Genomic DNA, 22,509 nt, shown 5'->3' with positions numbered 1-22,509 from the left:
ACAATGGAGCTATGCCGTTCGTCACGGTCACCGCTCTGAGCCACCCGGGCCTCGTGCGCGATCACAACGAGGACAGCCTGGCCGTCGGGCCATGGACGCTGTGCGGAACCGTGACCGAGAACCCGCAGACGTTGGGCTTCCCGCTCGGTTCCCCGCTTGTCGTCGCGGTCGCCGACGGCATGGGCGGCCAGCCCGCCGGCGAGGTGGCCAGCGGCCTCGTCGTCCGGCATCTGGCGGCGCTCGGGCCCACGCTGGACAGCGAGCAGGCCGTTCGGAACGCGCTGGACGTCTGCAATCAGGCCGTGTACGGGGCCGCCGAGCGCGATCCGGACCTGACCGCCATGGGGACGACGGTCGCGGGTGTCGTGGTCCTCGCGAAGGAACTGCTGGTGTTCAACGTCGGTGACAGCAGGGTGCTCGATGTGACCAGCACCCACGCGACGCCACACCAGTTGAGCGTCGACGACAGTCCGCCGTTGGAGCCCGGTCAGCGCACCACGCCGGTCGTCACGCAGGCGCTCGGTGGCGCCTCGCGGTTCAACGCGATCACGCCGCATGTCAACACCGCACCGCTCGCCCCGGGAGAGCGCTACCTGGTGTGCAGCGACGGCCTGACCGACCCCGTGCCGGAGGACGCGCTCGACGCCGTGCTCCGGAGCCACGACGGCGGCCGTGCGGCCTTCGAGCTGTGGAAGTCCGCCATCGAGGCGGGCGGCCCGGACAACATCACCCTGGCGTTGATCGGCGTCGTCGATTAGTCGCTCGGTCGCTCAGTCGTCAATGAGTCGATCAGGCAAGGCAGCGGAGGGACGGAGGGCAGGCTTGACCACTCTGTTCTTCTGTGGCGACGTCATGCTCGGTCGTGGCGTGGACCAGATCCTGCCGCACCCCTGCGACCCTGAACTGCGCGAGAGCTACGTACGAGACGCCCGGGAATACGTCCGCCTGGCGGAGGCGGAGAACGGGCCCATTCCGCGCCCGGTCGACTTCGGCTGGCCTTGGGGCGACGCGCTGGAGGTCCTGGACGCGGCCGCGCCCGACGTCCGCGTCATCAATTTGGAGACCAGCGTCACGCGCCACGACGCGTTCGCGCCCGGCAAGGAGATCCACTACCGGATGCATCCCGCCAACCTCCCCTGCCTGGCGGCCGCCCGTCCCGATGTCTGCGTCCTGGCCAACAACCACGTCCTGGACTTCGGCCGTCCCGGCCTCGCGGAGACCCTCCACTCGCTGTCCGGTGCGCGGCTGCGGACGGCCGGTGCGGGACGGGACTCCACGGCGGCGAGCCACCCGGCGATCGTCCCGCTCGACGGGGACCGCCGTCTCCTCGTCTTCGCCTTCGGCATGCCCTCCAGCGGCATCCCCTACCACTGGGCGGCGACCGCGGACCTCAGCGGGGTGAGCTTCGTGGCCAGCCATTCCGGCACCGCCGCGGCCGAAGTGGCCGACCACGTACGGCGGATGAAGCGCCCGGGAGACATCGCGGTGGCCTCGGTCCACTGGGGCTCCAACTGGGGCTACGACCTGTCCCGGGACCACATCGCCCTCGCCCATGCCCTGATCGACGCCGGAGCGGACGTCGTACACGGTCACTCCTCACACCACCCCCGCCCCCTGGAGACGTACCGCGGCAAGCTGGTCCTGCACGGCTGCGGCGACCTGATCAACGACTACGAAGGAATCACGGGGTACGAGCGCTACCGCGACGACCTGCGACTCCTCTACTTCGTCTCGCTCGAACCGGATACGGGTCGGCTGGCCGAAGTGCGCGTCGTCCCGCTCCAGGCCCGCCGCATGCGCCTGTGCCACGCCTCGTCCGAGGACTCCCAGTGGCTGCGCTCGCTCCTGGACCAACTCGCCCTGGGGTTCCGGCCGTGCGTCGCGACGGACTGGGCGGGCTCCGTGGGCTCGGTGGGCTTGGTGGGCTCGGTGGACTCAGCGGGGTACGCCCTGTCACTCAGGGCCGCCTGACTGGCAGAGTGCCCGGATGAACACCCGTGACCTGCCCCGCCAGTTCGCCCGCACCCGCCGCTTCTCCCTCGGTGTGCCCCGCGCGTTCACCGTGTCGCCTGACGGCGAGCGAGTGCTGTTCCTGCGCTCCACCGGCGGCACGGACCCGGTGAGCCGGCTGTGGCTGTACGAGGGCGGCGACGAGCGGATGCTCGCCGATCCGCTGGTGCTGAACCGGGACGGCGCGCTTCCCGAGGCGGAGCGGGTCCGCAGGGAACGCGCCCGGGAGACATCAGACGGAGTGGTGGCCTACGCGACCGACCGCCACGCGCGCGTAGTGGCGTTTCCGCTCGGTGGCGCGCTCTGGGTGGTACGCACGGACGGCGGCGCGCCGCGCCGCGTCCCGACGGCCGGACCGGTGATCGACCCGAGGCCGTCGCCGGACGGTTCGGTCATCGCGTACGTCTGCGAGGGCGCCCTGCGCGTGGTCCGTACCGACGGCACGGAGGACCGGCAGCTCGCGGCGCCCGAGTCACCGGATGTGACATACGGCCTCGCCGACCACGTCGCCGCCGAGTCGATCGGCCGCCATCGCGGGTACTGGTGGGCCCCGGACGGTACGGCCCTGCTGGCGGCCCGCGTCGACACCTCCCCCGTACAGCGCTGGTACCTGGCCGACCCCGCACACCCCGAGCGCCCGCCCCGGGCGGTCCGCTACCCGGCGGTGGGCACCGCCAACGCCGTGACAAGTCTCAGTCTGCTGCGGCTCGACGGCCGGCGCGCCGAGGTCCGTACGCCGGACGCGGTCGCCGCCGACCACCACTTCGCCGGTGACTGGACCGACACCGCCCTCGAGTACATGACCCACGCGTCCTGGGACGAGCACGGGCCGCTCGTCTCACGGCAGACCCGCGACCAGCGCTCCGTATGCGTCTTCGGCGTCGATCCGGACACCGGGAGTACGGAGTTGCTGCACCAGCGCCGCGATGACGCGTGGGTGGAGCTGATGCCGGGCACGGTGGTACGCACCGAGTCCGGCACTCCCGTACTCCCCTGGGCCAAGAACGACACGACGGGCCTGCGCATCGGGAACGCCATCAGTCCACCCGGACTCCAGGTCCGCGAGGTGCTGGCCACCACCGGCGAGCGGGTGCTGTTCACGGCAAGCGCGGAGCCGACCGAGGTCCACGTCTGGTCGTACGCTCCGGATGACGGCTTCGTCCAGGTCAGCGAGGGGCCAGGGGTGCACACGGCCGCCGCGGGCGGCGGCACCCTGGTGCTGGACAGCCGCACCCCGGACGGGCACACCGTGACGGTGCTGCGCGACGGGAAGGCCGCCGGACAGATCGACGTACGGGCCGAACAGCCCCTGGTGCGGCCCGCACCTGCCCTGCTGCGCCTGGGCGACCGCGAACTGCGCGGCCACCTGTACCTGCCGACCGGCCACGAGCCGGGCAGCGGACGGCTGCCCGTGCTGCTCAACCCGTACGCCGGGCCCTCCGTCCAGCTGGTGGTGCGGGCCAGGGGCTGGTGGTCGGCGGTCTCGCAGTGGTTCGCCGACCAGGGCTTCGCCGTCCTGGTGACGGACGGACGCGGCACGCCCGGGCGTGGGCCAAGGTGGGAGAAGACCATCCACGGCGACCAGTTGTCGCCTGTACTCGACGACCAGGTGGACGCGTTGCACGCGGCCGCGCGGTCGCATCCGGACCTCGATCTGGAGCGGGTGGCGATCCGTGGCTGGTCGTTCGGCGGGTTTCTGGCGGCGGGGGCGGTGCTGCACCGGCCGGACGTCTTCCGGGCCGCGGTCGCCGGTGCGGCTCCGACCGATATGCAGATGTACGACACCCACTGGAAGGAGCGCTATCTCGGCCATCCGGAGTACCAGCCGGAGAACTACGAGCGGTGCTCGCTGGTGGCGCACGCGCATCTGCTGACCCGGCCGCTGCTGCTGGTCCACGGACTGACCGACGACAACGTGGTCGTCGCGCACCTGCTCAGGTTCTCCGCCGCGCTGCTGGCCGCGGGGCGGCCACACAGCGTCCTGCCGTTGTCCGATGCCACGCATTTGGCGACCGGGGCCGGGGTGGCCGACGCGCTGCTGCTGCACGAGCTGGAGTTCGTGAGGAAATCGCTGGAACTTTGAACATCCCGGCGCGGCGCTCCGTACGACTCCCCGAGGACTGCACCACCGTAAGAACGGTTAACAACGGCAAGGGCGCAGCAAACGCACCATATCCGGCACGGCTAGCTACCACGCCGAGGCGATCCAGGGGAGACCGGCATGACCGCTGTACAGCAACCCGCTCCGACACACCCCGCTCAGACACACCCCGCTCCGACAGGCGCCGCCCACACCCCGTCCCGCCGCGTCGTCGTCTCCGCCGTGGGCGCGGCCGGGCTCGCGGCGGTACTGGCGGCCTGCGGGGACTCCGACGACCAGACCCCGCAGCCCGGTGAGGACACGACCGGCGGCACGGGCGAGGGGGAGGTGCTCGCGCCGACCTCGGACATCCCGGAGGGCGGTGGCACGGTGTTCAAGGAGCAGGGTGTGGTGGTCACCCAGCCGACCGCGGGTGAGTTCAAGGCCTTCTCCTCCACCTGTACGCACCAGGGCTGTACGGTGCGGGACGTCGCGGAAGGCACCATCAACTGCCCGTGCCACGGCAGCAGGTTCGACCTCGCCGACGGGAGTGTCGCGGCGGGTCCCGCGCCCCGACCGCTGCCCGCCACCCAGATCACCGTGGAGGGCGACTCCATCAGGCTCGCCTAGGTCGTGCAGGCTCGCCTAGGTCGTGGCCTAGGAGGTCAGGCCCCGCGCGCCGCGGCGTGGGTGCTTCCAGCTGCCCAGTACCGCGTCGGTGGTGGTGATGGTGGCGACCAGGGAGAGCGTGTGACGGATCATCGCCGGGGTGTAGTCGGCGGGCACCCCGGCGATGGCGTCGGCCGGTACCACCGCGGTGTAGCCGAGATTCACGGCGTCGAACACGGCGTTGGGTATGGCGACATTGGCCGAGACGCCGGTGACGATCACCGTACGGCAGCCGAGGTTCCGTAGCAGCGCGTCGACGTCGGTCCCCGCGAGCGGCGAGAGGCCGTGCAGCCGCCGCACCACAAGGTCCTCTTCGGCCACCTCGATGGGGGCCGCGATCCGTACGGCCTTGGTGCCCGAGTGCTGCTGGACGGGGAGCCGCTGGGCGGCGCGGAACAGCCGGGCGTTGTGGTTGGCGCCCCGGCCGTCGGGACGACGCTCGGCCACCGCGTGCAGCACCTGTACGGCGGCGGTGTGCGCGGCGGACACCAGGCGGGCGACATGGCCGAGTGCCCCCGATGCCCGGGCCTCCTGGGCGAGTTCGGGCAGCGCGCTGTCCGTACCGACCACGCCCTGCTGGCATTCGACGGTGAGCAGTACGGTCGAGGCCGGGTCGAGGAGTTCGACGAGCTCTCCGTTCGTCAGCATGAGTCCCCCTGTCGCAGGATGCGGCGCGAGAGTAACGCCCATTGCGTACCGAAGGAAGAGGCCCCATCCTTTCCTGACACTACGTCAGGCGCCACGTCAGACACGACGTCAGGGGAGGACCTATGGCCGAAACCCAGCGCAGGGGCCGAAGGATCATGATGACGCCGGATGAACGGGACGCCTTCCTGACCGAACAACGCACCTGCCGGGTGGCCACCGTGTCGCCGGACGGCACGCCGCACGCCAGCACCCTCTGGTTCGCCTGGGACGGCAGCGCGCTGTGGCTGTACTCGATCACCCGGAGCAGGCGCTGGGCCGACCTGCGCAAGGACCAGCGGATCGCCGTGGTCGTCGACGCGGGCGAGCAGTACGGCGATCTGCGTGGCGTCGAACTCTCGGGCACCGCGGAGTTCGTCGGTGAGGCGCCGCGCACCGGCGAGCCGTGCGCCGAACTCGAGGCTCCGGAGCGGCTGTTCGCGCGGAAGAACTTCGGCATGGAGGAGATGCCACACGACGGCAGGCACGCCTGGGCACGGCTCACCCCGGACGCGATCGCCTCCTGGGACTTCCGCAAACTCGCCTCGCCCCAGCAGCCGCCCCACTCATAGCCCCCACCTCAGCCGACCTCCACCCCAACCGACTACCACCTCAACCGACCGCCGCCCCCGCCGCACGCAGCGCCTCCACCGCCGCCTGGATCGACGGGCGGCGGTCGGCGTCCGCCCGCCACACCGCGTACACATGCCGCCGCACCCCCTTGCGCACCGGCACCACCCGCACCCCTTCCGGCACCGCCCCACGGCCCAGGCGCGGCGCCACACAGACCCCGAGCCCCGCGGCGACGAGCGCCAGCTGCGTGTGATGCTCCGCCGCACAGTGACTGACGCGCGGCTCAACCCCCTTGGCCCGCAACGTGTACATCAGCCAGTCGTGGCAGTACTCACCCTCCGGCCAGGAGACCCAGGCGTCACCGGCGAGCTCCTCCAGGTCGACCTCGTCGCGGTCGGCGAGCCGGTGCCCCGCGGGCATCAGCACATCGGCGGGGTCGTCGAGCAGGGACGCCCTGGCCAGCCCCTCGGGCACCGCGAACGGCTTGTTGTACCAGTCGAGTACGACGGCCAGGTCGAGGTCGCCGCGTACGACTCCGGCGGTGCCGTGCGCGGGTTCCAACTCCCGTGAGGTGACGCGGAGTCCGGGATGCCGCTCGCGCAGGGCGACCAGCGCGGTGGGGAACAGCCCGCGCGCGGCGGTAGGAAAGGCGCAGATCCGCAGCTCGCCGACGGCGAGGCCGCGCTGCGCCTCGAGGTCGGACTGCGCGAGTTCGACCTGCGACAGGATGCGTGCGGCGTGGTCGGCGAGCAGCCGCCCGGCGTCGGTGAGGCGGACGCCGCGGCCATTCTTGGCGAGCAGTTGCTGACCCACCTCGCGCTCCAGCTTGGTCATCTGCTGCGACACGGCCGAGGTGGTGACATGCAGCCCCGCGGCGGCTCCGCTGACCGAGCCGTGCCGGGCGAGGGCATCCAGGGTGCGCAGTCGCTCCAGATTCAACATGTAAGCGATGCTACGTCATGGGACACACAAAATCTCGATTGTGCTAAGAGATTGTCTCCGCCAAGGTGACTCCCATGGCACCCGTCGCGCTCCCCACTCCAGCCCCACCACCCCCACCACCCACACCACCCATTCCGCCCACCCACACCACCGCCCGCTCGGCCTCCACGCCCACACCGCGACGTCCCGCCATCGACTGGCGTATCCGCTTCGCGGTCCTCTCGCTCATCTGGGGCTTCAGCTTCCTGCTCATCAAGGTCGGCACCGAGGCGTACGCCCCTTTCCAAGTCACCTTCGGGCGGCTGCTGTTCGGCGCCGCCGTCCTCGGAGTCGCGCTCGCCGTACGCAGAGAGCGGCTGCCGAGCGGCCTGCGTACCTGGGGACATCTGACGGTCTCGGCGTTCCTGCTCAACGCCCTGCCGTTCTCGCTCTTCGCCTACGCCGAGCTGACCATCCCCTCCACCCTCGCCGGGATCTGCAACGCCACGTCACCGCTGTGGGGCATGGCCCTGTCCCTGGCCGCACTGTCCGAGGACCGGCCGACCCGGCGCCGGGTAGCGGGACTTGGCATCGGATTCCTCGGGGTACTCACCGTGCTGGGCGCCTGGCAGGGCTTCAACGGGCTGGACTTCGGCGGCACCGCGCTGGCCCTGCTGGCCTCGCTGAGCTACCCGATCGGCTGGATCTACGTGCGCCGTACGCTGGCCGGCAGCGGGCACTCGAACCTGTCCATGACCGGTGGACAGTTGCTGCTCGCCACGGCGCAACTGGCGGTGGTGACCCCGCTGTTCACCTCGATGCCGACCGAGCTGCCGCTCGTGCCGCTGCTCGCGGTGGTGGCGCTCGGCGCGCTCGGGACCGGTCTCGCGCTGCTGCTGCAGTACGGCCTGGTCGCCGAGGTCGGCCCGACGACCGCCCAGATGGTCACGTACTTCATCCCGGTGATCGCCACCGCCGCGGGTGTCACGCTGCTCGGCGAAGCACTGACCTGGTCGACACCCGTGGGTGCGCTGATCATCCTCGCGGGCGCCGCACTCACCCAGTCCAGGCCGCGCCCACGCGGGTAGCGCACTTCAGAGCCTGCCTTCGTGGCCTCTCACTCATGGCGCCGAGCGCGCCCCGGGCCCACCGCCACGGCGTCGGCCACCGCGTCCGCCACCGCCCGGATCTCGTCGGGCGAAAGCGACGACACCGTGATCCGCACCCCGGGCGCCGTATCCATCCGGAACCGGGCCCCCGGCGCGACCGCCCACCCGGCGTGCAGCAGTCGCGCCACCGCCCCGGTCTCGTCCGGCACCGGCACCCAGACGTTCAGCCCGCTGCGCCCGTACGCGACGACACCGCGCTCCGCGAGCGCGGCGATCAGCGCGTCCCGACGCTTCCCGTAACTCGCGGCGACCACCCGCGCGTCCACCGCGCCCGTCGTCCACAGCCGCAGCACGGCACCCTGCAACAACCGGCTCACCCAGCCCGGGCCAAGCCGCTGCCTGCCCTGCACCCGGTCAACGGTGTCCGGGTCGCCGGTGAAGACGGCCAGCCGCAGATCCGGACCGTAGGCCTTGGCCACCGAGCGGACCAGGACCCACCGGTCCGTCACCCCCGCGACCGGATGCGGCCGCTGATCGACGATGCCGTGGCCGTGGTCGTCCTCGATGAACAGCACCTGCCGGTACGCGGCGAGCACGGTCTTGAGCGCTCGCGCGCGCGACGCGCTGACCACGGCACCAGTCGGGTTCTGCGCCCGGCCGGTGACGATGACCGCGCTGACCCCCGCCCGCAGGGCCCGCTCGACGGCGTCGGGCCGCGGCCCTTCGTCGTCGACCTCCATCCCGACGGTACGCAACCCGAGGGCCGGGACCAGATCGAGCAGGCTGCCCCAGCCGGGGTCCTCGACGGCGACGGCGTCGCCCGGCCTGAGATGGACGGCGAGCACCCGCTCGATGGCGTCGAGCGCTCCGGAGGCGACCGCGACCGGACCTTGCGGGATGCCATCCGCGTCGAAGGCGGCGCGCACCCATCGCTCCAGCTCGGGGTCGACGGCCGGGGCGCCGTACAGCACGGGCCGCTCGGCGGCGCGCTCTCCGGCCGCCGCCAACGCCTCGGTGAGGGAGGGCAGCAGCGCCGGGTCCGGGTTTCCCTGCGAGACATCGCGCACCCCCGGCGGGGCGTCGACCCGGATCGCCTCGCGCGCCGTACTCGCGGGCCTCGGTCGCACCCGGCTGCCCCGCCTGCCCGCGGTCTCGATCACCCCGCGCTCACGCAGGGTGCGGTACGCGGCGGCGACGGTGTTTGGATTCACGCCGAGCTGGGCCGCCAACTCTCTCATGGGCGGCAGTAGTTGACCTGGCTCCAGCATCCCGTCGCCGACCGCCCGTTCCACGCTGGCGGCGATATCCGCTGCACGTCGCCCCTGAATCCGATATTCTCCTAGCACAAACATCATTATGCACTAGTACAATGGAGCCCGCAAATGACCGTCCCGCCAGACACCGCCGCCACCACCGCCGCCGCCCCGGCCAGCGACGCCTACGCCCCGACGGACCGCACCGTCCCGACCCGGGCCCGGGAACGCGCCTCGTACGACCGCGCGTTGGTGCACTCGATCATTGACGGGGCATACGTCTGCCACCTCGGCTTCGTCCGGGACGGCGCGCCCGTCGTGCTGCCCACCCTGCACGGCCGCCTTGGCGAGCGGCTGTACGTACACGGCTCCACCGGTTCGCGGCCGCTGCGGATGGCGGGGCAGCCCGAGCAGCCCGAGCAGCCCGATCCCGGTCTGGCGGTGTGCCTGACGGTGACCCATGTCGACGGCCTCGTCCTGGCCAGGTCCGCCTTCCACCACTCGCTCAACTACCGCTCAGTCGTGGTGCACGGCACCGCCCACCAGGTCACCGACCTCGACGAGAAGCGCACCGCGCTGGACACCTTGGTCGACCACGCGATCCCCGGCCGTTCCCAGGACTCACGCCCCGCCAACGCCAAGGAGGTGGCCGCCACCGCCATACTCCGGCTCGACCTCGACGAGGTGTCGGCGAAGGTCCGCACCGGTGGCCCGAGCAACGACCTGGAGGACCAGGAACTCCCGCACTGGACCGGCGTGATCCCAGTGGTGCGGGGGTACGGGACCCCCATACCCGCCGACGACCTGGCCCCCGGCATCGAGCTGCCCGACTACCTCAAGACGCTCTGACGTCGCCAGCCGAGCGCGCCGGGCCACCGATGGCGGCCGCCTTCCGCGCCGCCATCGCCCCGCGCGCCTCGACCCAGGCCAGCCCCGCCACCGCGGCCAGCATGAGCAGCGTGCCGGTGACCGTGGCCAGCGTGAGGCCCTCGCCCAGCAGGACGACCGCGATCACGGCCGCGCTCACCGGCTCGAGCAGCATGACCACGGAAACGGTCGCGGCTCGCACCACGGCCGCACCGGCGAAGTACAGGGCGTACGCGAGAGCCGTGGGTACGGCGGCGATGTACGCGGCCAGCACCAGCACCCGCCCGGCGTCCGCCGCGTGCGGCAGCAGCCCCTCGACCAGCGCCAGCGGCAGCAGGAACAGCGCGGCGACCCCGAAGGCCCACACCGTCGTCGTGACCGAGTCACCCCCACCGCCTCGCCCCCACCGGCGCGCCAGCAGCGCCATCGTGGAGTACCCGGCCGCGGAGACCAGCGCCCACAGGACACCCGACGGACGTACGGTCGCGCCGCCGTCCCCGAGGACCAGCACCGCGAGACCAGCGAGCGCCCCCGCGACCGCGCACACACCTCCGCGCCCCAGCCGCTCGCCCAGGGTCAGCCGGGCGCCCAGCGCGATGAGTACGGGACCCGTGCCCAGGGTGACCACGGTGGCGACGGCGAGACCGGTGGCGTCCACGGCGGCGAAGTACGCGGTCTGGAAGACGGCCAGGGCCACCCCGAGCAGGACGACGCGGCCGAGCCGCACCCGCCCACCCGACGCTCGCCGACGGCGCCGCAGCAGCCCGGCGGCACCGAGCAGCAGCAAGCCGCCCGCACAGCGCCAGAAGGAAAGCGAGAGCGGCCCGATGTCGCTGACCCGGAAGACCAGCGAGGCGGCCGCGCCCGCGGTGCCCCAGGCGATCCCGGCGATGACGAGAGCGAACAGGCCCCGCCCGACAGACAGCCCACCAGCACCAGAGGGACCAGAGGGACCACCAGGCCCGGAGGCAACAGCAGATGCAGCAGATACAGGAGATACAGAAGGCACAACAGATGACGACGACACGTGGCTTCTCCGCGTGAGACAGAACGATCAGGACTGTCGTCTGCGGGCAGCACTCATCCGCCCCGGAACCCCCGGGGTCACAGCATCAGCGTGATGGCCGCCCGCGCTAAGCGGCAGGCGGCGGAAGGACGAGCGTGTTCGGCATGATCGTCACCCTAAGCCGCGTGCCCACGCGCGGACAACCTCTCCCCCTCGTGGTCCTGGCCCTCGACCGGCCCCCCGCTGGCAACCGGCCCGGACGGCGGCCCGGCGGGTGCCGTGGACTGGGCGATGACCGCTCCCACGAGCACCACCGCACCACCGATGATCTGCGGCGCCGACAGGTGTTCGCCGAGCATGACCCAGGCGAGCACGGTCGCGATGACCGCCTCCAGACAGGCCACCACCCCGGCGACCTGCGGCGACAGCCGCCGCACCGAGAACACTCCGAAGCTGTACGCGAGTACGGTCGTCACCAGCACGATCCAGCCCAGCAGCACCAGGGCCGACACGGAGGTGCCGCCCATGTCGGCGTCGCCCGTGAGCACCGTCCACTCCATGTTCCAGGGGCGCGCGATGAACGTCAGCACCACGCTTCCGACGATCAGCCCGTACGCGATGACGCCGAGCGGGTCCGGGGCCGCGTCCCCCGCGTCGCTCCCGTGGTCGCCGAGCAGGAAGTAACCGGCCTGACAGAAGGCCGCGCCCAGACCAAGCAGCACGCCGAGCGCGTCAAAGCGCAGCCCGGCCCACACCTCGACCACACAGGCCAGCCCGGTCACCGCGAGCGCCGCCCCGACCGCCGCGGCCCGGGTCACCTGCCGACGCTGTACGAAGCGGATCCAGCCCAGGACGAGCACCGGCCCGAGGAACTCGATGAGCAGCCCGACACCGACCGGGATGCGGGAGATCGCGGCGAAGTAGAAGGCCTGCACACCCGCCACCGCGAGCAGCCCGAAGCCCGCGAGCAGCATCGGCCGCTGCCGCACCAGCGCCCGGTGCCGCCAGGCGATCGGCAGCATGATGAGCGCGGCACCGGCCGCCCTGAGCCACACCACATGCAGGGGGTCGAGCCCCGCCTCGATCAGCGGCTTGGCCGCGACCCCGGAACCGCCGAACGCGCACGCGGCGATCAGGGCGTACCCGAGACCGACGCCCTTCCCCCGGCTTCCGGGGGCCACTTGAATCCCTTGAGACCTGGACATCGGCACATCATGACAGCCGAAGTCATGAGCGTCACCACCGAGACCCCTGACATCTCACTGCCCGAGACGGACCAGCGCCCGCCCGCTGACGGACCAGCGCCCGCCCCTGACCGGACACAGACCACGCCCCGAACGCAGCCCGCCGGACCGCTCACCCAGGCGCACCTCCGGCCTGGTCAGCGAGCCGCCGCGCGAGAACCTCCGGCTCCACCCCGCCCCGCCGCAGCACCTCGACCGCCCGGCATTCGGGGTCCCCGGTCAGCGCCGCCAGCAGTCCGAGGCCGGAGGCGCGCGGCACGCCGCGCCGCTCGGCCCACGCCAGGGCGGCCGTCATCGCCGTAGCCGCAGCGGGTGACCACCCGGCGTACTCCCGTACCACCGGCACTGCGCCGGAGTCCTCGACCGCACCCGCCCAGCGCAGCCCGTACCCGATGCTGCGCTGTACGAGATAGCCGAGCAGCCGGGACATCTCGGCGCCACTGAACGCGTCGCGCACGGCGGGGTCCGACTCCAGCAGGGAGTGCAGGAGATGCGCCGTGTCGATCTGTCCATCGCCGGTGCGCGCGGCACGCCTGCGCGCACCGGCGACCGCTGACGTCAGCTCCGCGCTGAGCTGGACGCCACGATCCGTACACAGAGGGCCGGGATGCGGGGTCGACCGGGCAGGACTTGGCACATCTCCTACCCCACCAGCCCCGGACGCTCAAGACATCCCCGACGGGAAGCATGCGAGCCTCCCACAGAAGTTGGGGACGCGCGTGCGAGTCCTCATCCTTACGGATGAGATCGTGCTCTTCACCCCTGAGGGGCGCGCGCCGCCTTGCTTCGCTCCCCCTACGCAACCACGCCCGACTCTTGACACGTCCACCCCGACACCCGATCCGCCGACCCGTCGACCCGCCGAAGGAGGCGACGCATGCCACCCGGTCCACACCGCGCCACCAGGCACATGGCGTCGCACGCCCCGAAGCCGAAGCCGAAGCCCGCCGAGGAAGAGGAATACGACTGCTGGCTGGTCGCACTGCCCGCGATGGACGGCAAGCAGTACGTGTACCGGGTGTACGCACCGGCCGACGCCCTCCTCGCGGATCTCTTCTGGGAGGCCTGGCACTGCCACGACGAGGGGCCGTTCCCCTGGGCCCCCGACCTCTTCGACACCGCCGTCATCCGGCGCATCGGTGAGCCACCGGCATTTTCTGACGGGCCATCAGCCTTGTAACTTCAGGAGCCCGCCGCTACGTTCCGCGACACCGTAGCTGCGCCCGCCGCAGCGCCCGACGAGAAGGGGTGGCCGCATGGCCGAAGTCAGCGCGGAGGCACGCATCGAGGCACCCGCCGAGAAGGTCTGGTCAAAGCTGACCGACTTCTCCGTGTACGGGGAGTGGAACGCCACGCACACCGGATTCCCTCAGGGCGCCCCCGCCTCACTCGCGGTCGGCGACACCTTCGAGGAGAACATGAAGATGATGGGGTTCCCCGCCGAAGTCACCTGGACGGTGGACGAACTCGAGGAGGCCCGGGTGCTGACCATCAAGGGCAAGGGCCCGATGGGCGTTAGCGTCGGCACCCGCTACCGCCTCACGCCTGACGGCGACGCCACGACGGTCCGCATCGACGGCGAGTTCACCGGCGCCGCGGTATCCCTGATGGCGAGCAAGCTCAAAGAGTCGGCGACAGCCGCGCTCAACGAGTCCCTACGCAAACTGAGCACCCTCATCACCTGACCCTCGCCGAAACTCCTCGCCACACCCAACGGCGGCGCCCCACGCACACCACGCGAGACGCCGCCGCACCCCCACCCTCCACCGGCCGACCGGCCGACCGGCCGACCGCCTCACCCTTCGTCGGCGAGGATCAGATACATCTTCTTCCGGGCCTCGTTGATGACATCGAGCGCCTTCTTGCGCTGCTCAGGCGAACCCGTCTTCCAGACCTGCCCGTACGCCTCCATCAGACCGAACCCGGCCTGCCGGATCTCGTTGACCGTCTCCCAGTCGACCCCGCGCCCGGCTTCCTCCCACGGCGCGTCGGGACCCTCCTCAGCCGCCGCACGGCCGTCGTCGGTCAGCGCGAACAGCTTCTTCCCGCCGCCACTCTCGCTGGCGATAAGCCCTTCATCCTCCAGCAGTTGCAGCGTCGGGTACACCGACCCGGGGCTCGGCTTCCATGCCCCCGCGCTGCGTTCGGCGATCTCCTGGATCATCTCGTACCCGTGCATCGGACGATCCTTGAGCAGAGCCAGGATCGACGCGCGTACGTCACCACGCCGCGCCCTCCCCCGAGGTCCACCCCGACCCCGCCCGGCCCAGGGGCCACCCCCGAAGCCGGGCCCAAAGGGACCAAAGGCGGCACGCCGTTCTTCGAAGTCACCCCGACCCCGATGACCGGGTCCGCAGTGCTCATGCCCGCGTTCATTCCGCTGGGAACGCATAGCGCTCACTCTCCTTCACCATATGATCAGTCGCGATGCTTCAACGATATATCGGGACTGTTCGCTTGGCAAGCACCAGAACGCTGGCGCTCCGGGCACGTACACTCTCCGTATGGGGCATACACATACGGCGACGGAGAGCCCGGTCCGGGCCCTTCAACCGCTGGGTCCCGTCGCGCCCCAGGCGCGCTGCCGTGCGCTGCACGGTCACGGCTAGCAACTTTCCCGACGGGCCCGCGCATCCGGTTCTCCCGTCTCCCCCTTCCCGCCATGCCCAAGCGCCCGCAGGAAGCACCTCCACGGCGAACCCGGCGCACCACGGCGCCGTCTCCTGAGCTTCTGCCGAAGGGTTCGGCGGGCTCCCGCACCGCGCGTCCCTGAACCGCGCGTCCTGAACCGCACATCCCCCTCCCGCACTACCCCCCTGCGCCCCCGCCCCTGGCGTACCGCCGCTATCGCTTCCCGCGACCCGGCGGGCCAGCGGCACCCTGAGAGGACCCCTGTGAAGCTGAGCGAGTTGCTGGCCGGGCACGACCACGAAGTACTTCTGGGCGATCCGGAGACGAGAGTGACCGCGGGAGCGTGCCTGGATGCCCACCGCGTCTCGCCGGGTTCGCTCTTCCTCGCGGTGCCCGGGCACCGCGAGGGCGGCCCCGAAGCCGTCGGTTCCGCGCTGGCGCGGGGCGCCGTCGCGGTGCTCGTCGAGGAACCCGCGTCCGGTCTTCCCCCAGCGGTATGGCCGTCGGCGGAAGGCGCCTGCGTCGTGCGGGTGGCCGACACCCGTAAGGCCGCAGCGCTGATCACCTCGCGTTACTACGGGGAGCCCGGCCGGGCGATGGACATGGTGGCCGTCACCGGCACCAACGGGAAGACGTCCGTCTCGTACATGGTGGAGTCCGTGCTGCGGATCGCCGAGGGCGCGAAGGTGGGTGTGATCGGGACGGGCGGGAACCGGATCGGGGACGAGCTGATCCCGATGCCGCGCTCGGTGCTGACCACTCCGGAGTCACCGGACTTCCAGTATCTGCTGGGGCACATGCGCGACCACGAGGTGGGCACCGTGGTCCTGGAGGCCACCTCGATGGGCCTGCTGACTCACCGCATCGACCACTCCTTCATCGACGTGGGCATCTTCACCAACCTCACCCAGGACCACCTGGACGACCACGGCACGATGGAGCACTACCGGGACGCCAAGCTCCGGCTCTTCGACGGACTCTGCCAGCGCGCGGTGGTCAACGCGGACGACCCGGTCGGCGCGCTGGTTCCGGCGATGATGCCGGGTCTGGCCCGTACGTACGCCCTGGACGCCGAAGCCGACTACCGGGCGACCGACCTGGACATGGACGCATTCGGCACGCGGTTCACGCTCCACCACGACGGGCGCAAGTACCCGGCCGCGATCCCCGTACCCGGCAGGTTCTCGGTTTCCAACGCCCTGGCCACCCTGGCCGCATGCCATCTGCTGGGCCATGACTTGACCGGTCTGGTGGCGGCGCTCGACCAGATGCCCCCGGTCCCCGGGCGGCTGGAACGGCTGGAGACCTCGCAGGGCGCTTCCGTGATCGTGGACTACGCGCACTCGCCCGACTCCTTGGACAAGGTGCTCGCCGCCATCAGGGACTTCGCCGCCGCACGCGTCATCACAGTCTTCGGCTGCGGCGGCGACCGGGACGTCACCAAGCGGGCCCAGATGGGCGAGATCGCCGGGTCCCACTCCGATCTGTGCGTGCTCACATCGGACAACCCCCGTAACGAGGACCCCGAGGCGATCATGGACCAGATCGCTCCGGGTCTCACGGCCACCGGCACCCCCTTCGAGCGGATCGCCGACCGCCGCGACGCCATCGCCTTCGCCCTGTCCGCCGCAGGGCCGGCCGACATCGTGCTGATCGCGGGGAAGGGCAGTGAGCCGTACCAGATCGTCGGCGACCAGCTGATCCCGTTCAGCGATATGGCGACGGTGCGCGATCTGTCAGCCATACGGGACTAGGGTGCCCTTCGGAAGTGCTGGTCACCGCCACTCGTTGAGGGCTGCGACCAGCACCGTCGCCTCGTCGTGGACGGCGGACTTGTCGTATCTCGTGGCGCTCTGTGCAGTCGGCCTTGTCGAACTTCCGTGCACCGGACACTGCGACGAGACACAGGGCCAGCCAGCACCGATTGGCCTTGGTCAGCGGCTTCCCCGCCCTCTAGCGTCAGCCCTATGAAGATTCGAATCGTCGACGCCTTCACCGACCGTCCCTTCGGTGGCAACCCGGCCGGAGTGCTGCTCCTCGACGCCTTCCCCGCAGACGACTGGCTGCAGCGGGTGGCCGCGGAGGTCAACCTCTCCGAGACCGCCTTCGCCCACCCGCTCCCCACCGGCGGCGGCGCCGACTGGGCGCTGCGCTGGTTCACCCCCACCACCGAGGTGGACCTCTGCGGACACGCCACCCTGGCCACCGCGCACGTCCTGCGCAGCACCGGCACCACCGACACCGCCGTGCACTTCACCACCCGCAGCGGCGTCCTCACCTCCGCCGCCCACGACGACGGCTCCCACACGCTGGACTTCCCCACCGCCCCGCTCACCGAGGTCTCCGTTCCCGCGGGCGTGGCCGAGGCGCTGGGAGCCGAGCCGCTGGCCGCGTTCGACACCGGGCCGCAGGTCGGCGACCTCCTGGTCGAGCTCGCCGACGAGAAGACGGTGCGCGCCCTCACCCCCGACCTGCGGGCGCTCGTCGCGCACTCGAAGCGCGGCATCATCGCGACCGCCGTGGCCCAGGACCCCACCCGCGGCTACGACTTCGTCTCACGCTGTTTCTTCCCGCGCGTGGGCATCGACGAAGACCCGGTCACCGGTAGCGCGCACACGGCGCTGGCACCCCACTGGGCGCCACGACTGGGACGCGACGATCTGACCGGCCTTCAGGCCTCGGCCCGCTCGGGCCTGGTGCGCACGGCACTCCGGGGCGACCGCACCCTGCTGACGGGCCACGCGGTCACGGTCATCGAGGGCGAGCTGCTCGCCTGACCGGGCACACGCGACGGGGAGGGGCGTACGAACCTGTCGTACCCCCCTCACGCGGTAGGCAGCCACCCCACCTTCCCCGCCAGCAGCGCATACCCCACGAACGCCCCGATATCGAGCAGCGTATGCGCCACCACCAGCGGCCCGACCCGCCCCCAGCGCCGGTAGAGGAGCACGAACACCACCCCCATCACCATGTTCCCGATGAACCCCCCGATGCCCTGGTACAGGTGATACGAGCCACGCAGCACCGAGCTCGTCATCAGCACCGCCATCGGTGACCAGCCCAACTGGTCAAGGCGGCGCACCAGATAGCCGACGACGATCACTTCCTCGAGCACGGAGTTCTGCATCGCGGAGAGGATCAGTACCGGGAACTTCCACCACACACTGGGCAGCGCCTCCGGTACCACCGTCAGGTTGAACCCCAGCTCCCTGGCGGCCAGATAGAAGGCGATCCCGGTACTCCCGATCCCGGCGGCGATCAGCGTCCCGCGCCCCAGATCGAACCAGGGCCGCCGCCCGTCGAAGCCGATCGCCCGCAGCCCGGCCCCCTCGCGCAGCAGCAGATGCGCGACGAGCGCCACCGGCACCAGCGCCACACTGATGCCGAACAGCTGCCAGGCCAGATCCAGCCACGGCCGCCCCGGAGCGGCCGAGGCGTTCAAGGTGGCGGCCTGGTCCTTCAGTCCACCCGGCCTGGTGGCCACCCCAATAAACCTGATCAGCGAGGACACCGCGCTCGCGCCGAGCGACAGCGCCAGGACCAGGAGCATCTCGTTCCGCACGATCCGTCGCGAGAAACGCTCATCCTGAAGAAAACCGGCCACCGGCCCCGCCTCCACCCGCACACATGCCTCCACTTGTTCCATCCCGCCGCACACGTATCCGCACCGCACTAGGTTCTCGAATGCAGGTACGGAGTACGTGCGCGAAAGGCCGAGGGGGACGGTACGCCACATCGTGCCGTACTCCCCCTTTTCCCTGCGTCATCGCTCGAGGAGGGGCAGCACCGCCATGGGACGTCACCACAGATCCGACCGCCACGCGCGGGACAGAGCAACGCCGCGTCCGCGCACGCGCCAGCGCTCGGTGGCGCGCACCCGCCAGCGCTCCGTGGCGCTCGCGACCGTGGTGGTACTCGGCGTGGCGGCGGGCACGGCGGTGGCGGTCAGCAGCGACCTGCTCTCCTTCAGCGGCTTCAGCGGCTCGTGCGCGGACACCGCGGTACGGGTCAACCTCGTCGCGTCGCCTGACATGGCGCCCACGCTGCGGGCAGCGGCGACCCAGGCCCGCAAGCGGGAGGTCACATCGGACGGGCAGTGCCTGGATGTCCGGGTGAGCGCCCGTGCCTCGTACAAGATGGCCGACGCGCTGCGCGCGGGAGACGACCTCGGCTACGAGGTGTGGGTGCCGGACTCCGAACTCTGGCTGGACCGGGCGGCCCAGGGCGACGCACGGGTACCGCTCACGGCCGCGGGCAACATCGCCCACACGCCGGTGGCGATGGGCGCCGTACCGTCAGCCGCCAAGTCCCTGGGCTGGCCGCGCAAGCAGTACTCCTGGGCGGAGCTGACCCTGGCGGCGACCAGCGACGACCAGCTCAAGCTGGGTGCCGCCGACCCCGCGCGCAGCGCCACCGGACTGCTGGCGCTCGCCGCGATCGGCACGTCAGCGGAGCGGTCCAGCGGCCCCGAGGCCGAGACCCAGGTCGCCGCCACCGCCAAGCTGCTGTCCCAGCGCACCTCGGACAGCGACGCCCAGGCCCTGGACACCCTCGCCCGCGACGACTCCGGGACCGAGCGGGGCAATCCGCGCCGCAACCAGGCCCTGCTCGTCTCCGAGCAGGCCGCCTTCACCCACAACGCGACAGCGGGGCCCGAGGGCGGACTCGCGCTCTTCTACCCCAAGGACGGCGCCCCGCAACTCGACTACCCCTTCGCGCTGATCAACGAGATCCGGCTGTCCACGGACCAGAGCCGGGCCGCGCTGCGCTTCATGCACTTCCTCGGCGAGGACCCGGGCCAGGCTATCCTCACGAAGAACGGCTTCCGCAGCGGCAACGGCACCCCGCCCGCCGCGCTGGTCTCAGCCGCCGGCGGCCGCGCCCCCCAGCCGTACGCGACGGCCACGGCCGAACCCCCGACACCGGAGCAGCTCCTGGAGGCCCTCGGGCTGTGGACCGTCACCGTGCAGAGCGCCCGGCTCACCACCGTCGTCGACGCCTCGTCCTCGATGGCGGCACCGGTCCCGGGCCGCGACCAGTCACGGATGGAGGTCACCAGGAACTCCCTGGTGCGGGCGCTCGACCAGTTCACCGCGGACGACGAGATCGGCCTCTGGGAGTTCTCCACGCTGCTGGACGGCAAACGCGACTACCGCAAGCTGGTGGAGACCGCGCGCCTGGGCGACCGTACCGACCAGGGCACCAGCCACCGCACGCTGCTGACCAAGGCCTTCAACGAGCTGCGGCCGATCCCCGGCGGATACACCGGTCTGTACGACACCACACTCGCCGCCTACAAGGAGGCGCGGGAGACGTACGTGAGCGGCAAGTTCAACGCCGTGGTGGTCCTCACCGACGGCGTGAACCAGGACCCGGGGTCCCTCTCCCGCAGCGCCCTCGTCAGAGAACTCCAGCGCCTCTCCGACCCCAAGCACCCGATCCCGCTCATCGCCATCGCCGTCGGCCCGGACGCCGACAAGGACGAGGTCGCCGAGCTGGCCAAGGCCACCGGAGGCTCCGGCCATCAGGTCAACGACCCGGCACAGATCCACCAGGTCATCCTCAAGGCGATCATGACAGCGGGCCAGAACTGACACCCTCGGCCACCGGCCCCGACCCTGGCCCCGGCCCTGCCCCGGATCCGGGGAGCAGCCCCACCGGCCAGGTGTGCACCGGCTCCCCGATGTGCATCAGCTCGCAGTACCGCCGGGTGGTGGCGGCGAGCGCCGCCTCCCGCCCCAGCCCGGAGGCCAGCGCCCGGTGGTACGTCGCCACCTGCCAGGACGCGCCGTTGACCCGCGCTCGGCAGCGGCCTTCGATGACCCCGAGGTAGGCGTCGCGGTCGGCGGGCTCGACACCCCACGCGTCGAGCCCGGCCGCGGCCAGCGGCAGCAGTTCCTCCCGTACGAGATCCACGGCAGCCATCCGTACGGTGCCGCCGCCCCGGCCGGCGCGCGGCCACTCGAACTCGGCGTCGATGCCATGACGGCACGCGGCGTCGAAGTTAGCCGCCGCCGTCTCGAACGGCAGCCGGGTCCACACCGGACGCGCGTCCTCGGCCAGGGCCCGCACGGCGCCGTAGTAGAAGGCGGCGTTGGCGATCACATCGGTGACCGTGGGCCCCGCGGGCAACACCCGGTTCTCCACCCGCAGATGCGGTACGCCGTCCGCGACGCCGTACACCGGACGGTTCCACCGGTACACGGTGCCGTTGTGCAGCACCAGCTCGGCCAGCCGCGGCACGCCGCCACCGTCGATGACCCGCAGCACGTCCTCGTCGTCGCAGAGGGACAACAGGGGCGGGAAGTAACGCAGATTCTCCTCGAACAGTTCGTACGCGGAACTGATCCACCGCTCGCCGAACCAGGTGCGCGGCCGCACTCCCTGTGCCTGGAGCTCCGGCGGCCGCGTGTCGGTGGACTGCAGAAACAGCGGCGGCCGCGACTCACGCCACAGCTCTCGCCCGAACAGGAACGGCGCGTTGGCGCCGACGGCTATCTGGGCCGCGGCGAGCGCCTGCGCGGCGTTCCACACGTCGGCGAACCGCGCCGGAGTCACCTGAAGGTGCAGCTGCACGGAGGTGCACGCCGCTTCGGGCGCGATCGACGTAGAGGTGCAGGTCAGCCTCTCCACGCCCTCGATGTCGAGGGTGAACTCCTCGCCGCGCGCGGCCACGATCTGGTCGTTGAGCAGGGCGTAGCGGTCGACGTCGGAGAGGTTGGCGGAGACCAGGTCCTGCCGGGTGAGAGTCGGCAGAATACCGATCATCGCGATACCGGCGGCCACCTCACCGGACTTGCGGTGCGCATAGGCGAGTCCGGTACGCAACTCCTCGGTGAGCTGGTCGAGTACCCGCCCGCCCAGCCGGTGCGGAGCGATATTCACTTCCAGGTTGAACATTCCGAGTTCGGTCTGGAAATCACGGCTCGCGATGCGCTCCAGAACCTCGGCATTCATCATCCTCGGCATCCCGTCAGGGCCGACGAGATTCAGTTCTATCTCCAGCCCCACCAGATTCCTTGGCCGGTCGAACTTCTGCTCCTCCAACAGCCTCCGCAACCCCGCCAGACACTGCTGGAGTCTTCTGCGGTACCGCTGCCGATCGGACAGGTCGCTCACGCCTGCCACGACCTTCTCCCCCATCGGAGCGTCCTTCCTCGATTGGGCAACCCACGCCACGGCCGGTGCGTCAGGGGATGATGCCCAGCCGATGTGATCAATAACGCCCCGTGCCCGACCGCTGAGGAGTAGGCTCGAACCCGTCGCCGCCAGGCACATTTACACGGCATACGGCACGGCACACGGCAGTACGCGGATTCGCCGGACGCGGGAACCAGCACAATATGCCGACCAGAATCGGCCGACCACCCACGCGAGATAAGCCGAGGCCACCGCGTCAACGACGTCAAGAACCGGGATCAATGCCGCAATTGAGCGGAAGAATTCGACCGGATGACGCCTT

The 22,509-nt window shown here is 71.1% G+C and carries 21 protein-coding genes; 12 read left to right on the top strand and 9 right to left on the bottom strand.

Going from position 1 to position 22,509, the window contains the following annotated elements; all coding sequences use genetic code 11:
• Positions 1 to 11: 11 nt before the first annotated feature.
• The 4 genes from GCN81_RS11880 to GCN81_RS11865 all read left to right on the top strand — a co-directional run bounded on the left by GCN81_RS11880 (position 12) and on the right by GCN81_RS11865 (position 4,720).
• A complete protein-coding gene (locus tag GCN81_RS11880) occupies positions 12 to 758 on the top strand; it encodes a PP2C family protein-serine/threonine phosphatase (RefSeq protein ID WP_156724509.1) in 747 nt (248 codons plus the stop codon).
• Between the two features lie 22 nt (positions 759 to 780).
• Entirely contained in the window at positions 781 to 1,971 is a 1,191-nt protein-coding gene (locus tag GCN81_RS11875) for a CapA family protein (RefSeq protein WP_156724508.1), read from the top strand.
• Positions 1,972 to 1,987: 16 nt separating this feature from the next.
• The gene (locus GCN81_RS11870; protein WP_156724507.1) at positions 1,988 to 4,093 is read left to right on the top strand and encodes a S9 family peptidase; all 2,106 of its coding nucleotides are present in this window, start codon (positions 1,988 to 1,990) and stop codon (positions 4,091 to 4,093) included.
• Positions 4,094 to 4,231: 138 nt separating this feature from the next.
• A complete protein-coding gene (locus tag GCN81_RS11865; protein ID WP_156724506.1) occupies positions 4,232 to 4,720 on the top strand; it encodes a Rieske (2Fe-2S) protein in 489 nt (162 codons plus the stop codon).
• Between the two features lie 27 nt (positions 4,721 to 4,747).
• Here GCN81_RS11865 and GCN81_RS11860 read toward each other — a convergent pair whose 3' ends face one another.
• Positions 4,748 to 5,407, bottom strand: coding sequence for an isochorismatase family protein (locus tag GCN81_RS11860; RefSeq protein WP_156724505.1), 660 nt, complete (start codon positions 5,405 to 5,407; stop codon positions 4,748 to 4,750).
• Positions 5,408 to 5,529: 122 nt separating this feature from the next.
• Between GCN81_RS11860 and GCN81_RS11855 the strand changes: the two genes are divergently transcribed.
• A complete protein-coding gene (locus GCN81_RS11855; RefSeq protein ID WP_156724504.1) occupies positions 5,530 to 6,015 on the top strand; it encodes a pyridoxamine 5'-phosphate oxidase family protein in 486 nt (161 codons plus the stop codon).
• A 40-nt stretch (positions 6,016 to 6,055) separates the two neighbouring features.
• On the opposite strand, the gene GCN81_RS11850 is transcribed toward GCN81_RS11855, so the two are convergent.
• The gene (locus GCN81_RS11850; RefSeq protein ID WP_156724503.1) at positions 6,056 to 6,958 is read right to left on the bottom strand and encodes a LysR family transcriptional regulator; all 903 of its coding nucleotides are present in this window, start codon (positions 6,956 to 6,958) and stop codon (positions 6,056 to 6,058) included.
• 74 nt (positions 6,959 to 7,032) lie between these two features.
• Between GCN81_RS11850 and GCN81_RS11845 the strand changes: the two genes are divergently transcribed.
• The gene (locus GCN81_RS11845; RefSeq protein WP_156724502.1) at positions 7,033 to 8,025 is read left to right on the top strand and encodes a DMT family transporter; all 993 of its coding nucleotides are present in this window, start codon (positions 7,033 to 7,035) and stop codon (positions 8,023 to 8,025) included.
• A 29-nt stretch (positions 8,026 to 8,054) separates the two neighbouring features.
• Here GCN81_RS11845 and GCN81_RS11840 read toward each other — a convergent pair whose 3' ends face one another.
• Positions 8,055 to 9,392, bottom strand: a complete 1,338-nt coding sequence (locus tag GCN81_RS11840; protein WP_156724501.1) for an aminotransferase class I/II-fold pyridoxal phosphate-dependent enzyme — start codon at positions 9,390 to 9,392, stop codon at positions 8,055 to 8,057.
• Between the two features lie 36 nt (positions 9,393 to 9,428).
• Between GCN81_RS11840 and GCN81_RS11835 the strand changes: the two genes are divergently transcribed.
• The gene (locus GCN81_RS11835) at positions 9,429 to 10,148 is read left to right on the top strand and encodes a pyridoxamine 5'-phosphate oxidase family protein (protein ID WP_156724500.1); all 720 of its coding nucleotides are present in this window, start codon (positions 9,429 to 9,431) and stop codon (positions 10,146 to 10,148) included.
• On the opposite strand, the gene GCN81_RS11830 is transcribed toward GCN81_RS11835, so the two are convergent.
• From GCN81_RS11830 to GCN81_RS11820, 3 genes are all read right to left on the bottom strand, one after another.
• Positions 10,135 to 11,091 carry a DMT family transporter gene (locus tag GCN81_RS11830; RefSeq protein ID WP_156724625.1) on the bottom strand — a complete coding sequence of 319 codons (957 nt, stop codon included), beginning with the start codon at positions 11,089 to 11,091 and terminating at the stop codon, positions 10,135 to 10,137. The two genes, GCN81_RS11835 and GCN81_RS11830, sit on opposite strands and share 14 nt — an antisense overlap.
• Before the next feature lie 257 nt (positions 11,092 to 11,348).
• Positions 11,349 to 12,377, bottom strand: coding sequence for an EamA family transporter (locus GCN81_RS11825; RefSeq protein WP_156724499.1), 1,029 nt, complete (start codon positions 12,375 to 12,377; stop codon positions 11,349 to 11,351).
• Positions 12,378 to 12,528: 151 nt separating this feature from the next.
• Positions 12,529 to 13,053 (bottom strand): Clp protease N-terminal domain-containing protein, encoded by a 525-nt coding sequence (locus tag GCN81_RS11820; protein WP_197287583.1) that lies wholly within the window; start codon positions 13,051 to 13,053, stop codon positions 12,529 to 12,531.
• Between the two features lie 354 nt (positions 13,054 to 13,407).
• Here GCN81_RS11820 and GCN81_RS11815 point away from each other — a divergent pair, with 354 nt between their 5' ends.
• Positions 13,408 to 13,596, top strand: a complete 189-nt coding sequence (locus GCN81_RS11815) for a hypothetical protein (protein ID WP_156724623.1) — start codon at positions 13,408 to 13,410, stop codon at positions 13,594 to 13,596.
• A gap of 76 nt (positions 13,597 to 13,672) precedes the next feature.
• On the top strand, positions 13,673 to 14,101 hold the full coding sequence (locus GCN81_RS11810) for a type II toxin-antitoxin system Rv0910 family toxin (RefSeq protein ID WP_156724498.1): 429 nt from the start codon (positions 13,673 to 13,675) through the stop codon (positions 14,099 to 14,101).
• Between the two features lie 110 nt (positions 14,102 to 14,211).
• Here GCN81_RS11810 and GCN81_RS11805 read toward each other — a convergent pair whose 3' ends face one another.
• Positions 14,212 to 14,808, bottom strand: a complete 597-nt coding sequence (locus GCN81_RS11805) for a PadR family transcriptional regulator (protein ID WP_156724497.1) — start codon at positions 14,806 to 14,808, stop codon at positions 14,212 to 14,214.
• A 502-nt stretch (positions 14,809 to 15,310) separates the two neighbouring features.
• Between GCN81_RS11805 and GCN81_RS11800 the strand changes: the two genes are divergently transcribed.
• Both GCN81_RS11800 and GCN81_RS11795 read left to right on the top strand, forming a co-directional pair.
• Positions 15,311 to 16,801: a UDP-N-acetylmuramoyl-L-alanyl-D-glutamate--2,6-diaminopimelate ligase gene (locus GCN81_RS11800; RefSeq protein WP_156724496.1), complete on the top strand. Its 1,491-nt coding sequence runs from the start codon at positions 15,311 to 15,313 to the stop codon at positions 16,799 to 16,801.
• 213 nt (positions 16,802 to 17,014) lie between these two features.
• Entirely contained in the window at positions 17,015 to 17,824 is an 810-nt protein-coding gene (locus tag GCN81_RS11795; RefSeq protein ID WP_156724495.1) for a PhzF family phenazine biosynthesis protein, read from the top strand.
• A 47-nt stretch (positions 17,825 to 17,871) separates the two neighbouring features.
• Here the strand turns inward: GCN81_RS11795 and GCN81_RS11790 are convergent, their stop codons facing one another.
• Entirely contained in the window at positions 17,872 to 18,672 is an 801-nt protein-coding gene (locus tag GCN81_RS11790; RefSeq protein ID WP_156724494.1) for a CPBP family intramembrane glutamic endopeptidase, read from the bottom strand.
• A 166-nt stretch (positions 18,673 to 18,838) separates the two neighbouring features.
• Here GCN81_RS11790 and GCN81_RS11785 point away from each other — a divergent pair, with 166 nt between their 5' ends.
• Positions 18,839 to 20,641, top strand: coding sequence for a substrate-binding and VWA domain-containing protein (locus tag GCN81_RS11785; RefSeq protein WP_156724493.1), 1,803 nt, complete (start codon positions 18,839 to 18,841; stop codon positions 20,639 to 20,641).
• Here the strand turns inward: GCN81_RS11785 and GCN81_RS11780 are convergent.
• Positions 20,619 to 22,190, bottom strand: coding sequence for a glutamate--cysteine ligase (locus GCN81_RS11780; RefSeq protein WP_231626654.1), 1,572 nt, complete (start codon positions 22,188 to 22,190; stop codon positions 20,619 to 20,621). The genes GCN81_RS11785 and GCN81_RS11780 overlap by 23 nt on opposite strands.
• Positions 22,191 to 22,509 lie beyond the last annotated feature (319 nt).

It is taken from the genome of Streptomyces apocyni (assembly GCF_009739465.1).
In the GTDB taxonomy this organism is placed as follows: Bacteria; Actinomycetota; Actinomycetes; order Streptomycetales; family Streptomycetaceae; genus Streptomyces; species Streptomyces apocyni.
This window is presented reverse-complemented; position numbering and strand designations above follow the sequence as displayed.

Excerpts from the sequence above, each read along its gene's own strand:
- GCN81_RS11870 (WP_156724507.1), top strand. The coding sequence starts at position 1,988 with ATGAACACCCGTGACCTGCCCCGCCAGTTCGCCCGCACCCGCCGCTTC.
- GCN81_RS11780 (WP_231626654.1), bottom strand. The coding sequence starts at position 22,190 with ATGGGGGAGAAGGTCGTGGCAGGCGTGAGCGACCTGTCCGATCGGCAG.
- GCN81_RS11845 (WP_156724502.1), top strand. The coding sequence starts at position 7,033 with ATGGCACCCGTCGCGCTCCCCACTCCAGCCCCACCACCCCCACCACCC.
- GCN81_RS11810 (WP_156724498.1), top strand. The coding sequence starts at position 13,673 with ATGGCCGAAGTCAGCGCGGAGGCACGCATCGAGGCACCCGCCGAGAAG.
- GCN81_RS11880 (WP_156724509.1), top strand. The coding sequence starts at position 12 with ATGCCGTTCGTCACGGTCACCGCTCTGAGCCACCCGGGCCTCGTGCGC.
- GCN81_RS11825 (WP_156724499.1), bottom strand. The coding sequence starts at position 12,377 with ATGTCCAGGTCTCAAGGGATTCAAGTGGCCCCCGGAAGCCGGGGGAAG.
- GCN81_RS11875 (WP_156724508.1), top strand. The coding sequence starts at position 781 with ATGAGTCGATCAGGCAAGGCAGCGGAGGGACGGAGGGCAGGCTTGACC.
- GCN81_RS11785 (WP_156724493.1), top strand. The coding sequence starts at position 18,839 with ATGGGACGTCACCACAGATCCGACCGCCACGCGCGGGACAGAGCAACG.
- GCN81_RS11805 (WP_156724497.1), bottom strand. The coding sequence starts at position 14,808 with ATGCGTTCCCAGCGGAATGAACGCGGGCATGAGCACTGCGGACCCGGT.
- GCN81_RS11815 (WP_156724623.1), top strand. The coding sequence starts at position 13,408 with ATGGACGGCAAGCAGTACGTGTACCGGGTGTACGCACCGGCCGACGCC.
- GCN81_RS11860 (WP_156724505.1), bottom strand. The coding sequence starts at position 5,407 with ATGCTGACGAACGGAGAGCTCGTCGAACTCCTCGACCCGGCCTCGACC.
- GCN81_RS11855 (WP_156724504.1), top strand. The coding sequence starts at position 5,530 with ATGGCCGAAACCCAGCGCAGGGGCCGAAGGATCATGATGACGCCGGAT.
- GCN81_RS11850 (WP_156724503.1), bottom strand. The coding sequence starts at position 6,958 with ATGTTGAATCTGGAGCGACTGCGCACCCTGGATGCCCTCGCCCGGCAC.
- GCN81_RS11865 (WP_156724506.1), top strand. The coding sequence starts at position 4,232 with ATGACCGCTGTACAGCAACCCGCTCCGACACACCCCGCTCAGACACAC.
- GCN81_RS11835 (WP_156724500.1), top strand. The coding sequence starts at position 9,429 with ATGACCGTCCCGCCAGACACCGCCGCCACCACCGCCGCCGCCCCGGCC.
- GCN81_RS11795 (WP_156724495.1), top strand. The coding sequence starts at position 17,015 with ATGAAGATTCGAATCGTCGACGCCTTCACCGACCGTCCCTTCGGTGGC.